General features: G+C 48.0%; 12 protein-coding genes and 1 pseudogene. 11 read left to right on the forward strand and 2 right to left on the reverse strand.

The genetic code is table 11. The features are described 5' to 3' along the window. Positions 1 to 9 precede the first annotated feature (9 nt). Positions 10 to 366 (reverse strand): annotated as a pseudogene (locus ACQE26_RS05880) (AlbG); the annotation flags it as partial. 170 nt (positions 367 to 536) lie between these two features. On the opposite strand from ACQE26_RS05880, the gene ACQE26_RS05885 reads away from it, so the two are divergent. The 4 genes from ACQE26_RS05885 (at position 537) to fnr (ending at position 4,771) form a co-directional block, all read left to right on the forward strand. Next, positions 537 to 965: a YwiB family protein gene (locus ACQE26_RS05885; protein WP_016937596.1), complete on the forward strand. Its 429-nt coding sequence runs from the start codon at positions 537 to 539 to the stop codon at positions 963 to 965. Beyond that, on the forward strand, positions 962 to 2,632 hold the full coding sequence (gene argS / locus ACQE26_RS05890; RefSeq protein WP_438420844.1) for an arginine--tRNA ligase: 1,671 nt from the start codon (positions 962 to 964) through the stop codon (positions 2,630 to 2,632). The genes ACQE26_RS05885 and argS overlap by 4 nt, the downstream gene beginning before the upstream one ends. A gap of 134 nt (positions 2,633 to 2,766) precedes the next feature. Continuing rightward, positions 2,767 to 3,957, forward strand: coding sequence for a nitrate transporter NarK (gene narK / locus ACQE26_RS05895; RefSeq protein WP_438420843.1), 1,191 nt, complete (start codon positions 2,767 to 2,769; stop codon positions 3,955 to 3,957). Between the two features lie 97 nt (positions 3,958 to 4,054). Continuing rightward, positions 4,055 to 4,771, forward strand: coding sequence for a fumarate/nitrate reduction transcriptional regulator Fnr (gene fnr, locus ACQE26_RS05900; protein WP_016937599.1), 717 nt, complete (start codon positions 4,055 to 4,057; stop codon positions 4,769 to 4,771). Positions 4,772 to 4,802: 31 nt separating this feature from the next. Here fnr and ACQE26_RS05905 read toward each other — a convergent pair whose 3' ends face one another. Then, a complete protein-coding gene (locus tag ACQE26_RS05905) occupies positions 4,803 to 5,522 on the reverse strand; it encodes a YwiC-like family protein (protein WP_500470956.1) in 720 nt (239 codons plus the stop codon). 143 nt (positions 5,523 to 5,665) lie between these two features. Between ACQE26_RS05905 and ACQE26_RS05910 the strand changes: the two genes are divergently transcribed. From ACQE26_RS05910 to cls, 7 genes are all read left to right on the forward strand, one after another. Beyond that, the gene (locus ACQE26_RS05910) at positions 5,666 to 6,142 is read left to right on the forward strand and encodes a cyclic nucleotide-binding domain-containing protein (protein ID WP_500470957.1); all 477 of its coding nucleotides are present in this window, start codon (positions 5,666 to 5,668) and stop codon (positions 6,140 to 6,142) included. A gap of 179 nt (positions 6,143 to 6,321) precedes the next feature. Continuing rightward, on the forward strand, positions 6,322 to 10,008 hold the full coding sequence (locus ACQE26_RS05915) for a nitrate reductase subunit alpha (RefSeq protein WP_500470959.1): 3,687 nt from the start codon (positions 6,322 to 6,324) through the stop codon (positions 10,006 to 10,008). Continuing rightward, positions 9,998 to 11,461, forward strand: a complete 1,464-nt coding sequence (narH, locus tag ACQE26_RS05920; RefSeq protein WP_500470960.1) for a nitrate reductase subunit beta — start codon at positions 9,998 to 10,000, stop codon at positions 11,459 to 11,461. Before ACQE26_RS05915 ends, narH begins: the two co-directional genes overlap by 11 nt. Positions 11,462 to 11,486: 25 nt before the next feature. Further along, positions 11,487 to 12,044, forward strand: coding sequence for a nitrate reductase molybdenum cofactor assembly chaperone (gene narJ, locus ACQE26_RS05925; RefSeq protein WP_500470961.1), 558 nt, complete (start codon positions 11,487 to 11,489; stop codon positions 12,042 to 12,044). Then, the gene (narI, locus tag ACQE26_RS05930; RefSeq protein ID WP_500470963.1) at positions 12,041 to 12,712 is read left to right on the forward strand and encodes a respiratory nitrate reductase subunit gamma; all 672 of its coding nucleotides are present in this window, start codon (positions 12,041 to 12,043) and stop codon (positions 12,710 to 12,712) included. Before narJ ends, narI begins: the two co-directional genes overlap by 4 nt. A gap of 137 nt (positions 12,713 to 12,849) precedes the next feature. Then, the gene (locus tag ACQE26_RS05935; protein ID WP_500470964.1) at positions 12,850 to 13,479 is read left to right on the forward strand and encodes a YitT family protein; all 630 of its coding nucleotides are present in this window, start codon (positions 12,850 to 12,852) and stop codon (positions 13,477 to 13,479) included. Positions 13,480 to 13,574: 95 nt separating this feature from the next. Continuing rightward, on the forward strand, positions 13,575 to 15,077 hold the full coding sequence (gene cls, locus ACQE26_RS05940; RefSeq protein WP_060964035.1) for a cardiolipin synthase: 1,503 nt from the start codon (positions 13,575 to 13,577) through the stop codon (positions 15,075 to 15,077). Positions 15,078 to 15,124: the final 47 nt, after the last annotated feature.

Here is a 15,124-nt window from a genome sequence, read left to right on the forward strand (position 1 = left end):
CTTATTTCTCAGGTTGAGAGAAGCAGAGCTGCGATAAGACAATCGTTTATAAATAAATGAGCCGATCTGCTGGATGGCAGCCAGAATGATCAAAAACAGCAGTTCACTTATGGTGAAACTGAGCATCCGCCAGACCCCGGCTCCTGTCAGCACTCCCGCAAGTACGTCCGCATAAAATACAAAATCAGTAACATCGCGAGTCCCATTGATACGGCAAGGGGCGTGTGAAAGCGGAAAGGAACGGCCTTGACGATTTCGAACACGCAGCGCTTTGACATCGTTGGCATAGCTGCTGCACAATCTATGTTGCCGGAAGTCGCAGCAGCTTTGATGAGACTGTGTGAGTTTCTGAAAAGCTGCTGTCATGATTGGGTGACATAGTGATATGATTCTCTCTTCTCATAAGGAACTGCTTTTTATGAGGTTTATCTTCAAATCTAATGAGCAATGATGGTAAGATAGAAGCAGTTGAAGTTTACAAGCTGAATGATTATACTATTCAAGTCAAAGTGGAATGATGAAAAGGACGTGTCAAAATGAAGCAAGAGACACCGATAACACTCCATGTGAAGTCTGTGATCGAGGATGACGGAAATGAGGAAGTCATCGAATTCCGTACTACCGGATTTTACTATGTAAAACAACAAAAAGTGTATCTATCTTATTATGAAGAACACGACCTAGGCAAAGTAAAAACGATTGTGAAGGTGAGCGAAGGCGAAGTCCTGATCATGAGGTCAGGCGCTGTTAAAATGAATCAGCGTTTCATAACGGGAGCTTCCACAATTGCGAAATATAAAATGTCATTTGGTGAGCTTGAGCTGGAAACAAGCACAAAATCGATTCAATCTGATCTCGGTGAAGAAAAAGGCCGAATCAGCATCGCATATGACATGCATGTCGGAGACGAGCAGCAGCATTTACATAATATGACGATCACGTATGAGGGAGGAACTCACGCATGAACATTGCGGAACAAATGAAGGACGTGCTGAAGGAAGAAATCAAAGCGGCCGTTCTGAAAGCGGGCCTGGCGGAAGAAAGCCAGATTCCGAGCGTACTGTTAGAAACACCGAAAGACAAAACACATGGTGACTATTCGACAAACATGGCGATGCAGCTGGCGAGAATCGCAAAAAAAGCGCCGCGCCAAATCGCCGAGGAAATCGTGGCGTCATTTGATAAAGGCAAGGCTTCCATTGAAAAGATGGATATTGCGGGACCGGGCTTTATCAACTTTTACATGAACAACAGCTACTTAACAAAACTGATTCCGTCCGTGCTTGAAGCGGGTGAACATTACGGTGAGACAAACGTCGGACAGGGCGAAAAGATTCAGGTTGAATTCGTGTCCGCCAACCCGACGGGAGATCTTCACTTAGGCCATGCGCGCGGCGCGGCGGTAGGTGACGCGCTGTGCAGCGTGCTTTCTAAAGCGGGCTATGATGTGAGCCGCGAATACTATATTAATGATGCGGGCAACCAGATTAACAATCTGGCGCTTTCCGTTGAAGTCCGTTATTTTGAAGCGCTCGGTCTCGAAAAACCGATGCCGGAAGACGGCTACCGCGGTGAAGATATTATCGCTATCGGGAAAAAGCTTGCCGAAGATTTCGGCGACCGCTTCGTACATGAAGAGGAGAGCGAACGCCGGGCGTTTTTCCGTGAATACGGCTTAAAGTACGAGCTTGATAAACTCCGCTCCGACCTGGAGAATTTTCGCGTGCCGTTTGACGTATGGTATTCTGAAACGTCACTATATGAAAACGGAAAAATTGATCAGGCGCTCGAGGCGCTTCGCGAAAAGGGCCATGTATACGAAGAGGACGGCGCGACATGGTTCCGTTCCACAACGTTCGGCGACGACAAAGACCGCGTGCTGATCAAAAAAGACGGCTCATACACTTATCTGCTGCCGGATATCGCATACCATAAAGACAAACTTGACCGCGGATTCGACAAGCTCATCAATGTATGGGGCGCGGATCACCACGGCTATATTCCGCGTATGAAGGCGGCAATTGAAGCGCTCGGTTACAAAAAAGGCACATTGGAAGTTGAAATCATTCAGCTCGTTCATTTATATAAAGACGGCGAAAAAATGAAGATGAGCAAACGTACGGGGAAAGCCGTCACGATGCGTGATCTGATTGAAGAGGTCGGCCTTGACGCAGTCCGTTATTTCTTCGCGATGCGCAGCGCTGATACGCATATGGATTTTGACTTGGACCTTGCCGTATCGACATCTAACGAAAACCCTGTGTATTACGCGCAATATGCACATGCCCGTATTTGCAGCATGCTTCGCCAAGGGGAGGAGCAAGGACTTAAACCAGCGGCGGATCTTGATTTCAGCCATATTCAATCAGAAAAAGAATATGACTTGCTGAAAACAATCGGCGGCTTCCCTGAGGCAGTGGCAGAAGCGGCGGAAAAACGAATCCCGCACCGTGTCACAAACTATATTTATGATCTGGCTTCCGCTCTGCACAGTTTCTACAATGCGGAGAAAGTCATCGATCCGGAAAATGAAGAGAAGAGCCGCGCGCGCCTCGCTTTAATGAAAGCGACGCAAATTACGCTGAACAACGCGCTTCAGCTGATCGGGGTATCGGCTCCGGAAAAAATGTAACCATTCATGAAAGGACAAAGTCTTCGGGCTTTGTCCTTTTTTTGTATATAAAACGTGTGATGTACTTCACAATCCCGCACACCGAGTTTTTGTATGATAAGACTGATATTGAATCAGTGAAAGGGGCAAGCCGAATGATCAATCGTCAACATATTCAATTATCGTTGCAGTCATTAAGCTTAGTGGCAGGGTTTATGGTGTGGGTGCTGATTTCATCGCTCATTTCCCAAATGACATCAGATATTCATTTAACCAAAGGCGAGATTTCATTGGTGACGGCGATTCCCGTTATTCTCGGATCGCTTCTCCGCATTCCTTTAGGGTATTTAACGAACAGGTACGGGGCGCGGCTGATGTTTATGATCAGCTTCATCCTGCTTTTGTTTCCCGTGTTTTGGATCAGTATCGCGGATTCTTTGTTTGATTTAATCGCGGGCGGCTTTTTCTTAGGGATCGGAGGGGCGGTATTCTCAATCGGAGTGACGTCGCTTCCGAAATATTATCCGAAAGAAAAGCACGGTGCCGTCAATGGGATTTACGGTGCCGGAAACATCGGAACCGCCATTACCACTTTTGCGGCGCCGGTTATCGCTCAGGCCGCGGGATGGAAAGCAACCGTGCAGATGTATCTCGTTTTGCTGGCTGTTTTCGCATTACTGCATGTTTTGTTCGGCGACCGGCATGAGAAGAAGGTCAAAGTTTCCGTAAAAACCCAAATCAAAGCCGTTTACCGAAATCATGTACTGTGGTTTTTGAGCATGTTTTATTTTATTACGTTTGGCGCCTTTGTCGCCTTTACCATCTATCTGCCGAACTTTTTGGTTGAGCACTTCAGGCTGAGCCCCGCGGATGCAGGTCTGCGGACGGCCGGCTTTATTGCGGTCTCTACGCTGCTCAGGCCCGCGGGAGGATTTCTTGCCGATAAAATGAACCCGCTCCGCATTTTGATGTTCGTTTTCGCAGGGCTTACGCTGTCAGGCGTTATGCTTTCTTTCTCGCCGGCGATCGGCCTCTATGCGTTCGGATCGCTGACGGTGGCAGTCTGCTCAGGGATTGGAAACGGGACGGTATTTAAACTGGTGCCTTTCTATTTTTCGAAGCAGGCGGGGATTGCCAACGGTATTGTGTCTGCTATGGGCGGACTGGGCGGTTTTTTCCCTCCGCTGATTCTGGCAAGTGTATTTCAGGCAACGGGCCAATACGCGATCGGGTTTATGGCGCTTTCAGAGGTTGCGTTAGCCAGCTTTGTCCTTGTGATCTGGCTGTATTGGCAGGAAAGAATGAAAACACATACGGAGAGAAACAGTCAGAGCCTCAATTCATAATGATCCATTCACAAGATTGTTAGTTTTTTCTGGGTGAGTGCAAATCAAGTCACGTTACAATATACATACGCAACGTGACTTTCTTCGAGGTGAGCTCATGAATATTCTCTCTGTCCGAAAATCTGATAAAGAACTTCTTTCCCGTGAACTGCATGAATTGCTGGAATCAATCAGCACGAAAAAGAAAATGAAAAAACACACCTATTTGTTTCAAGAAGGAATGGATGCAGAAGAGCTTTATCTGATTCAATCAGGGCTCATTGAAATCGGCAAGCTGACGTCTGACGGAAAAGACCTGACACTTAGAATCTGCCAGAAACACGATATTGTCGGGGAACTGACACTGTTCACAGAAGAGCCGAGGTATATGCTCAGTGCAAAAGTGTTAGAGGACGGAGAGGTGCTCGTCATTAATAAAAACAAGCTGGAAAAGGAATTGATTCAAAACGGTAATTTGACGTTTGAATTTATGAAATGGATGAGCACCCATCTGCGAAAAATCCAGTCCAAGATCAGGGATCTGCTTCTTCACGGCAAAAAAGGGGCGCTCTATTCCACCCTTATCCGTCTGTCAAACAGCTACGGGGTGGAACGAAGCGACGGGATTCTGATTAACATTGTGCTGACAAATCAGGATTTGGCAAAGTTTTGCGCGGCGGCACGGGAAAGTGTCAACCGCATGCTGGGAGATCTGCGCAAACAAGGGGTTATTTCGATAGACGAAACCGGAAAAATTATTTTGCACAAGCGGGACTATTTACGATGTGAGATCGAGTGTGAAAACTGCCCGCTGGAGATTTGCAATATTGACTGAAAAAACAAGGACAGCCGGTGTCCTTGTTTTTTCAATTTGTGATACATATACACATGACGGCGAAAAAGAAGCCGGCATTCACGATTTCCAAAATGCCGATCGTTTTCGCGGGCCAATTTCTCCCGTGAAAAAACCACGCCCGCAAACTGCTGGGGATAAAAGCGAGAAATGCCCAGCCTGCTCCGAGAAGAGCGGATAAAAAGGGGAGCAGCAGGTGATAACCCCATGACCAGTATGCAAATCCTCTGTTTTTTTTCTCCCGGATGACCGACTTCACATAAAAGGAACTTCCAATAAAAAATAGAGCAGATTGAGAGAGAATGAACCAAGCCCAGCCGTCAAGAGCCCCCGTTCCCAGCCAGCAGCTCGCAAGCCCGCCTGAACAAAAGAACAAAACTCCCGCCATATCATTCACGAGTGCCCGTTCGTTTTTTCGGCGGGCATAATGCACATGGATAAGAAACAGCGGCAATAAAGCAAGGCCGACCCAGACGAGCTGCGGTTTATGATAGATAGAAATGATCAAAAAGCAGCATGCCGGAAAACCGTAAATATATATCCACTTTTGATAGGGTTTGAGCCGTTTCTTTTTTAAGGCAAGCGAAACGGGATAAACCGTTAAGTAAAGGAAAAGCCAGCCCAGAAAGAGCGGAATATGCCAGAAAACCGGGCCTCCCTTGACTGTGCCGAGTAAAAACGGAATCAGCAGCATCGCCCATGCGCCGTGCTGATTCGGAATCATCACCTTCATCGAAATCCTCCTTTTGTATGTCATTATAAATGCAGGCATCCTCCTGAGAAGTGATATTCATCATACAAGCTGTGAAATACATCACTGACGCACAGGCTCAATCGGGCTACACTAAAGCTATCATCAGCACAGGAGGCTTTCCTATGAATCAGTGTGACTACTTATTATTTCTGAAACAACTTCCTATGTTTAACGAAGTGCCCCTGTCCATTGTCGAAACTTTGCTGAAAAACGGGACGTTTATCAGCGGCTCATCTGATCAGTCTCCATCCTTTCTTCATTCACAATCCGTTTATGTTGTATTAAAAGGCAGTATCCGTTTTAAGGACAGCAGGCTGCCTGAAGGATCGCAAACCGTTGCGCTGTGGGAAAAAGGCGATGTGTTTCCGATTGATGAAAAAGGCGGGCATTCTTTATCGCCTTTTATCTCAGTCAATGCCTCACCGGACATTCTGGCACTGCATATTCCATATTCCGTTTTTAAGCAGATGATGTCTTACCATCCGCGGCTGCAAATGAATTTTTTGGTGATGCTTCAGCAAAATGTCTTTTGTTCCTATCAGTTGTTTTTGAGGTATCTGCATACATCATGCGATGAAAACGCCGAGCCCGGTTCTTAAATAGAGCCGGTTTTTTTCTTTGAAAGAAAACGCCCTGCCATGAACGCCGCCGTCTTTCCTTCTTCTTTGTGTGAACGTTTTGTGAAAAAAACGGAGTGTGTGACATAGTTCACAAGGAAATACGCTCTCTCTGTTTATAGTGTATGTAGCATCACCTGACTCGGAAGGAGTGAACGATCATGAAGAAAAAGAAAATGAGTCCGCTGTTCAGGAGATTAAACTATTTTTCTCCTATTGAACATCATTCAAATAAACATAGCCAAACCACAAGCGAAGATCGTGATTGGGAGAATGTATACAGAAACCGATGGCAGTACGACAAAGTCGTTCGCTCCACCCACGGCGTCAACTGCACGGGTTCTTGCAGCTGGAATATTTACGTAAAAAACGGAATTGTCACGTGGGAAGGACAAAACTTGAATTATCCATCAACAGGCCCGGATATGCCTGATTTCGAACCGAGAGGCTGTCCGCGGGGCGCCAGTTTTTCGTGGTACATCTACAGCCCGCTCCGTGTGAAATATCCGTACGTGCGCGGTGTGCTGATCAATTTGTGGCGGGAAGCACTGCAGGCGCATCAAAATCTGATTGATGCCTGGAAATCAATCGTTGAAAATCCTGAAAAAGTGAAGTCTTATAAACAGGCAAGAGGAAAAGGCGGGTTTGTGCGCGCTGAATGGCCGGAGGTGCTGAAGCTGATTTCAGCCTCTCTGCTGTATACAGTCATGAAATACGGGCCTGACCGGAATGTCGGCTTTTCACCGATTCCGGCGATGTCCATGATCAGCCACGCATCAGGTTCGCGATTCATGTCGTTAATCGGCGGCCCTATGCTCAGTTTCTATGACTGGTATGCGGATCTTCCGCCGGCGTCCCCGCAAATTTGGGGCGACCAGACGGACGTTCCGGAAAGCAGTGATTGGTACAATTCCGGCTATATCATCACATGGGGTTCAAACGTTCCGTTAACGAGAACGCCTGACGCACATTTTTTGGCGGAAGCCCGCTATAAAGGCGCTAAGGTCATTTCGATCAGTCCGGATTTTGCGGAATCCTCAAAGTTCGCCGATGACTGGCTCAGTATCCGCCAAGGTACTGACGGGGCGCTTGCGATGGCTATGGGGCATGTCATTTTGCAGGAATTTTACGTGAATCAAGAGACGGAGCGGTTTATCAAGTATGCGAAGCAATACACGGATTTTCCATTCCTCGTCACTCTGTCAAAAGAAAACGGCGTATACACAGCGGGCCGGTTTCTGCATGCGAAGGACATCGGGCGGCAGACAAAGCATGATCAATGGAAGCCTGCAGTCTGGAATGAACAGACAGGCGCTCTTGCCATACCGCAAGGAACAATGGGCTCCCGCTGGGACGGGCAGCAGAAATGGAACCTGCACATGATCGATGAAGACACCGGGGAACAGATCGAGCCCCGTCTCTCTGTGCTTGGAATGGAGGACGAAATCGGCTCGGTGCGCATTCCGTATTTTTCAAATGACGGAAACAAAGTGCTCAAGCGGGATCTTCCTATTAAAAAACTGGACCTGAACGGCGAAGAGGTATGTGTCACGACCGTGTTTGACTTGATATTGGCCAATTACGGCGTGAACCGGGGCATCGGTCAGCAATCAGCCGTATCCTATGATGATCCTCGTCCGTTTACACCTGCCTGGCAGGAACAGATCACAGGAATTAAAAGAGAAGCCGTCATTCAGATTGCGAGAGAGTTTGCTCAAAATGCGATTGATACTGACGGCAGATCCATGATTATCGTCGGAGCGGGGATTAACCACTGGTTCAATTCCGACACAATCTACCGCGCGGTGTTAAATCTTGTTTTACTCGTAGGCGCCCAAGGCGTAAACGGCGGAGGCTGGGCACATTATGTCGGTCAGGAAAAGCTCCGTCCTGCTGAAGGGTGGCAGACGATCGCAAATGCAAAGGACTGGGAAGGCGTGCCTAAGCTGCAAAACGGCACCTCATTTTTTTACTTTGCGACAGACCAGTGGCGTTATGAAGACCAGCCTATTAGTGACTTGGCTTCACCGATCGCTTCGTCATCCCGCTACAAGCATCACGCCGATTACAATGTGCTGGCGGCGCGATTAGGGTGGCTGCCGTCCTACCCGACTTTCGATAAAAACGGCATTGACTTGTACAAAGAAGCTGAAAAAGCGGGGGCGGCGACACCTGAAGACGTTAGTGCGTACGTAGCCTCACAGCTTCAGGACAAAAAGCTGAAATTCGCGATTGAAGATCCAGACAATGAAGCCAATTTCCCAAGGAATCTCTTCGTATGGCGGGCCAATCTGATCTCAAGCTCAGGAAAAGGGCATGAATATTTTCTCAAGCATTTGCTGGGAACGACGAACGGTTTGATGAATGATGACAGCGACAGCATCCGCCCTGAAGAAATCAAATGGCGGGAGCAGGCGCCGGAAGGCAAGCTCGACTTGTTAATCAACCTTGATTTTCGAATGGCGGGTACGGCGCTGTATTCCGATATCGTGCTGCCGGCGGCGACATGGTATGAAAAACACGATCTCAGCAGCACGGATATGCACCCGTTCATCCATCCTTTTGCTCCGGCCATCTCAGCTCCGTGGGAATCGAGATCAGACTGGGATATTTTCAAGGCCCTGTCAAAAGCCGTTTCCGATCTGGCAGAAGAAGTCGAGATGGAGCCGGTGAAAGAAGTGGTTGCAACGCCGCTTCTCCACGACACGATGCAGGAGCTGGCCCAGCCGTTCGGCAAAATCAATGACTGGAGCAGGGGCGAATGTGAAGCCATTCCGGGAAAAACGATGCCGAACATCCAAGTCGTTGAACGGGATTACAAGCACATCTTCCATAAAATGACCGCGCTCGGACCTTACACCGGTTTAAAACCGAGCGGCACAAAAGGCATGAGCTGGTCAGTAGCCGATGAATATGAATCACTTAAAAGGAGACTGGGAGAAATCACCTCGGACAGCGTCGTAAAGGGATGTCCGAATATAAGTGAAGCGAAGCAGGCGGCGGAAGCGATTTTAACCCTGTCGTCCACCTCCAATGGAAAAGTCGCCGTGAAAGCATGGGAATCACTTGAAAACATCACCAATCTGGAGCTGAAAGACCTGGCGGAAGAACGGGAGGAAGAATGCTTTACGTTCGAACAAATTACAGCCCAGCCGAAAACGGTCATCACCTCTCCGGCCTTTACCGGCTCAGAAAAAGGGGGACGCAGGTACTCGCCGTTTACGACAAACGTAGAAAAATTAATTCCGTGGCGGACACTGACCGGCAGACAATCTTATTATGTCGATCATGAACTGATGATGGAATTCGGTGAAACGATGGCGACATTTAAACCGATCCTCCAGCATCGCCCGTTCCTAAGCAAAAGGCCTGACCAAGAGGGCAAAGAAATCGTTCTTAATTATTTGACGCCGCATAATAAATGGTCCGTCCACAGCATGTATTTTGATTCCCTGCCGATGCTGACACTGTTCCGCGGCGGGCCGACCGTGTGGATGAATAAAGATGACGCCGCGGATACGGATATCAAAGACAACGATTGGATTGAATGCTTTAACCGAAACGGCGTTGTCGTGGCGAGAGCGGTTTTGTCTCACCGGATTCCTAAAGGAATGGCGTTTATGCACCATGCCCAGGACCGCCATATCAACGTGCCCGGCACAAAACTGACAAATAACCGCGGCGGCACCCATAACAGCCCGACAAGGATTCACGTTAAGCCGACACAGATGATCGGGGGCTACGCCCAGCTCAGCTACGGCTTTAATTATTACGGCCCGACGGGGAACCAGCGCGACCTGAATGTCGTCATCCGCAAGCTGAAGGAGGTCGATTGGCTTGAAGATTAAAGCGCAAATCGGGATGGTCATGAACTTGGATAAATGCATCGGCTGCCACACGTGCAGCGTCACCTGCAAAAACACGTGGACAAACCGTTCCGGTGCGGAATATATGTACTTCAATAACGTAGAAACAAAGCCGGGTATCGGCTACCCGAAGCAATGGGAGGACCAGGACAAATATAAAGGCGGCTGGACATTGAAAAAAGGGAAGCTTGAACTGAAATCCGGACCGAAAACAAGCCGGCTTGCAGGCCTTTTCTATAATCCGAATCAGCCGTCAATTGATGATTACTATGAACCTTGGAACTATGATTATGAAACATTAACAAACAGTCCGCAGAAAAAACACCAGCCTGTGGCACGGCCGAAATCGTCCCTGACGGGGGATTTCATGAATATTGAGTGGGGCCCGAACTGGGAGGATGATCTCGCGGGCAGCCATATTACAGGGCTTGAAGATCCAAACGTTCAAAAAATGGAGGAATCGATCAAAACGGAATTCGATGAGGTCTTTATGATGTACCTGCCGCGTATTTGCGAACACTGCATCAATCCGGCGTGCGTGTCATCCTGCCCGTCCGGCGCCATGTACAAACGCGAAGAAGACGGCATTGTGCTTGTGGATCAAAACGCGTGCCGTTCATGGAGATATTGCGTGTCATCCTGCCCTTATAAAAAAGTCTATTTTAACTGGCAGACGAACAAAGCGGAAAAATGCACACTCTGCTTTCCGCGCTTGGAGGCCGGACTGCCGACCATCTGCTCCGAGACGTGTGTCGGCAGAATCCGCTATCTCGGTGTAATGCTGTATGACGCGGACAAAGTCGAGGAAGCGGCATCTGTTGAAAATGTAAAGGATCTCTATCATTCCCAATTAGACGTTTTTCTCGATCCGAATGATCTTGAGGTTGCCAAACAGGCAAAAGAACAAGGCATCCCGGCTGAATGGATAGAGGCGGCGCAGCAATCGCCGATTTACAAAATGATCATCGACTGGAAGATTGCGCTGCCGCTTCACCCTGAGTACCGCACACTGCCGATGGTTTGGTACATTCCGCCGCTGAGCCCGATTATGAATCTCTTTGAAGGAAAAGGCAGCGGGCAATCCGCGGAAGCTATTTTCCCGGCTATCGACCAAATGAGAATTCCGATTGACTATTTGGCGCAGCTATTAACGGCTGGTGATACGGATCATATTCGGTCCACGTTAAAGAAAATGTCTGTCATGCGCCAATATATGAGAGCGGTCCAGACGAATAAATCCATCGACCCGGCACTGATCTCCAGTGTCGGCTTAACAGAAAAGCAAATTAAAGACATGTATCGGCTGCTGGCGATCGCCAAATATGATGACCGCTTTGTGATTCCAAGCAGCCATCGGGAAGAAGTGTCTGATTTATACGCTGAACAAGGGAGCTGCGGCTTATCATTTTCAGGCGGCCCAGGCTCTTGTTTCTAACTTTTGATAAATGAGGTGGAACAAGATGAACACCATGGACCGGCAAATTACGTTTTCTGCTCTTTCCTGTCTTCTCTCTTATCCTGATGAAGAATGGAGAGCTGAGCTTCCTGATTGGAAGTCTCTTATCCATGACATCACCAATCAGCAAATCCGTGAGAAATTGCTTCACTTTTTAGAGGCGGCAGCCGGATTTTCTCCGGAAGCGCTGATTGAACACTATGTCTATACGTTCGATTTCGGGAAAAAAACGAATATGTACGTCACCTACTTTAACTCAGGCGAACAAAGGGAACGCGGCATTGAATTGCTGCATTTAAAAAACACCTACCAGCAATCCGGTTTCCTGCCGACAGAGAAAGAACTGCCTGATTACCTGCCGCTGATGCTGGAATTTGCGGCGGCTGCGGAGACTGAAGCGGCGAGAAGCGTGTTTGAGAAATATCTGTCCAATGTGAGAGAGCTGGCATCCCGACTCGAAAAAAATGACAGCATATACGCCGGGCTCTTGCATGCCCTGCTGGCCGCGCTGGACATTCTCGGCGTGCGGGAAAGCATTGAAGAAGGGACTGTTCAGGCATGAGCGAGCGGGTCCTGTGGGGGATTATGCCGTACATTGTATTGACGATTTTTATCGGCGGGCATATTTACCGCTATCAGCATGACCAGTTTGGCTGGACGGCGAAATCAAGCGAGCTGTTAGAAAAGAAAAAACTCGCGGCTGGGAGCACACTTTTTCATTGGGGACTGCTGTGCGTTGTCGGCGGACATGTCATGGGAATTTTGATCCCGGAAGCCGTGTACGCTTCCATCGGCATTTCAGAGCATATGTATCACAAAATAGCGATTGGCGCGGGACTGCCGGCGGGGATCGCGGCGTGTACCGGACTAGTGATCCTGACGTACAGAAGGCTGTTTGACAAAAGAATCCGCAAAACCAGCTCGCCATCGGATATCCTTACGCTCATCCTGCTTCTGTTCATGATGCTGTCAGGTGTTGCGGCCACGTTTCTCAACATTGATTCGAAAGGCTTTGATTACAGGGCGACAGTCGGGCCGTGGTTCAGGGAAATCGTTTTGTTCCGGCCTGACGCTTCTTTGATGGAGAGTGTCCCGCTATGGTTTAAGTTTCATATCATCATTGGGTATGTTGTTTTTATCCTCTGGCCGTTTACAAGATTGGTTCATGTGTTCAGCCTGCCGATCAAGTATTTGACCCGCAGCTATGTTGTTTATCGGAAACGCTCATGAAAATCCCCCTTGCAAGAGGGGATTTTTATGGTGAAAAAAATAAAAATATAAGATATTTTCTGCCAATGTAATGGCTGGGCGGCCGGGATTCCTGTTATGTTTGATGTGAAATAACATGAACAAAAGGAGAGTGAAGAATGAAGCGGGTTTTCTTCATTGTAGCTGCTTGTCTCATGACAAGCGCCGGCGTCCTGACACTCAGACATTCTCATATATTAACCGGCGGCACGGCCGGACTGTCACTAAGCCTGTCATATTTGTTTCAATCCTCGTTTGCCTTTATCTTCTTTCTGATTAATATCCCGTTTTATGTATTTTCCCTCATCAGAATGGGCATCAAATTCACTCTATCTACCGTTTTGGCAGTCACGGTGCTGACTATGTTTACAGGCGCAGATCACTGGCTCCCGCCGTTCTCTGTTTCACCGCTAGCCGGGGCGATTTGCGGAGGATCGCTGATCGGGTTCGGCCTGTCGCTCATGTTTTACCATCAGGCATCGCTCGGCGGCGCCAATATCCTCGCTTTATTTCTGCAAAAACGCTGCGGATGGAATCCGGGTGCGGTTAATTTCCTCTTCGATTTTGGCGTAGTGCTGGCCGGCATTTTCTCTGTCGGATTGCTGAGAGGAATCTTCTCCTTAGTGTCGATTGCGGTCACGGGCCTGATCATCGGCATGTTTAAAAATAAAATCAAAAACAGCAGCTCCCTCAGGCCGGCTTTGCTTCAACACCTCACGCCGGGTCAATCACAGGAAGCCTCATCGTAAGCCTTTCCGATCGTTCGGAAAGGCTTTTTCATATGTTTACAGGCCGGAAAACAGAGGGTATACAGAGATATCGGATCAGATGGGGGAGAGTCGGGATGCTGAAAAGGAGACTGGAATTTTGCTTTTTATATATGATGCTTATCGGAGCATATGTCATATGGTTTTTTCCGGTTTCCAGGCTTGAGTTTTACGGCGGATTGCTTTGCTATGCAAGCATTATTTTGTTCAGCATTTATTCGTTAATCCTAGAAAACCGCACCTCGCAGCACACGCTGTTATGGATTCACATTCTTGTGTTTTTTCCGATCGCCGGGTACTTATTTTACCTTTTTTCCGGCCAGCTTTATGAAAAAGGCAAGCTGTTCAGGTCGAAACGGACATATAACCGGGAAAAGCTGAGGACGATATTTGATATGGAGCAAACTCCCGACTTGTCCGGATTGAAAGGAAATCAAAAGCGTTTCTTTCAGTATTCAATCAAAGCGGCCCATATGAATATCAATACAAAAAGCAGGCTGACGGTGCTCAAAAACGGGGATGAAACATTCCCTGAGCTGTTTGAGGCGCTTCGGGCGGCAACGTCATTTATACATATTGAGTATTACATGTTCAAATCAGACATGCTCGGGCACAAGATGATGGAGATTATGATGGAAAAAGCCCGTGAAGGCGTGGAAGTGCGGTTTTTGTTCGACGCGGCCGGCAGCTTGAAGCTGGCCGGAAAAGACATTAAAAAACTGAAACATGCGGGCGTGAATATCGTCCCGTTTCTGCCGCTGAAATACGGCTTTTTCAACCAGAAATTCAACTTCCGAAATCACCGTAAGATCGTTATCGTTGACGGGAAAACCGGTTTTGTCGGCGGGCTGAATGTCGGCAAGGAATATATCAGCAAAGACCGAAATGTCGGTTTTTGGCGTGACACCCATATGAAAGTCGAAGGAGAAATTGTTCAGACGCTCCACAGCATTTTTATGCTTGATTGGGAATACGTTTCGGATGAGGTGCTTATTGATCAGAAAGCATACAGCCGCCCGGTCCCTGCGGAAAGCGGCGGCATCTATCAAGTCGTTCCGACAGGCCCTGATATGAAGGAGAGGATGAGCGATCTGTATTATGCCATGATTGCGGCAGCCGAATCGTCTGTATGGATTGCGACGCCTTATTTCGTGCCGAATGAGCCGATCCGCACAGCGTTAAAGGAGGCAGCTGCCAGAGGCGTAGAGGTGCGTGTTATGGTGCCGGAAACCAATGACGGGTTTTTAACCCAGTACGCGACGAGATCGTATTTCCCCGAGCTTCTTCGCGAAGGAATCGAAGTCTATTCCTATCAAAAAGGCTTTATGCATCAAAAGGTGCTCATCACTGACGGAAACCTCGCTTCTGTCGGGACGGCGAATATGGACATGAGAAGCTTTCAGCTGAACTTTGAAGTCAATGTCTTTTTTACAGATCAGGCTGCGATCAAAGATCTTGAAGCGCATTATCTGGAAGATATGAAGGAGTCTGAGAAAATCAGCCCCGTCCGTTTCTATAAGCGCACATTATGGGAAAGAACGAAGGAATCCTTTGCACGGTTATTTTCAGGCGTTTTGTAAAAAGCGCTTTAAAAACGCCTTGTGTATAGTATAATTGAGAAATATTA

It is taken from the genome of Bacillus sp. 5RYD7K (genome assembly GCF_059831465.1).

Coding starts and splice junctions, on each gene's coding strand:
- ACQE26_RS05915 (WP_500470959.1), top strand. CDS start 6,322: ATGAAGAAAAAGAAAATGAGTCCGCTGTTCAGGAGATTAAACTATTTT.
- fnr (WP_016937599.1), top strand. CDS start 4,055: ATGAATATTCTCTCTGTCCGAAAATCTGATAAAGAACTTCTTTCCCGT.
- cls (WP_060964035.1), top strand. CDS start 13,575: ATGCTGAAAAGGAGACTGGAATTTTGCTTTTTATATATGATGCTTATC.
- ACQE26_RS05910 (WP_500470957.1), top strand. CDS start 5,666: ATGAATCAGTGTGACTACTTATTATTTCTGAAACAACTTCCTATGTTT.
- narJ (WP_500470961.1), top strand. CDS start 11,487: ATGAACACCATGGACCGGCAAATTACGTTTTCTGCTCTTTCCTGTCTT.
- narK (WP_438420843.1), top strand. CDS start 2,767: ATGATCAATCGTCAACATATTCAATTATCGTTGCAGTCATTAAGCTTA.
- ACQE26_RS05885 (WP_016937596.1), top strand. CDS start 537: ATGAAGCAAGAGACACCGATAACACTCCATGTGAAGTCTGTGATCGAG.
- argS (WP_438420844.1), top strand. CDS start 962: ATGAACATTGCGGAACAAATGAAGGACGTGCTGAAGGAAGAAATCAAA.
- ACQE26_RS05935 (WP_500470964.1), top strand. CDS start 12,850: ATGAAGCGGGTTTTCTTCATTGTAGCTGCTTGTCTCATGACAAGCGCC.
- ACQE26_RS05905 (WP_500470956.1), bottom strand. CDS start 5,522: ATGAAGGTGATGATTCCGAATCAGCACGGCGCATGGGCGATGCTGCTG.
- narI (WP_500470963.1), top strand. CDS start 12,041: ATGAGCGAGCGGGTCCTGTGGGGGATTATGCCGTACATTGTATTGACG.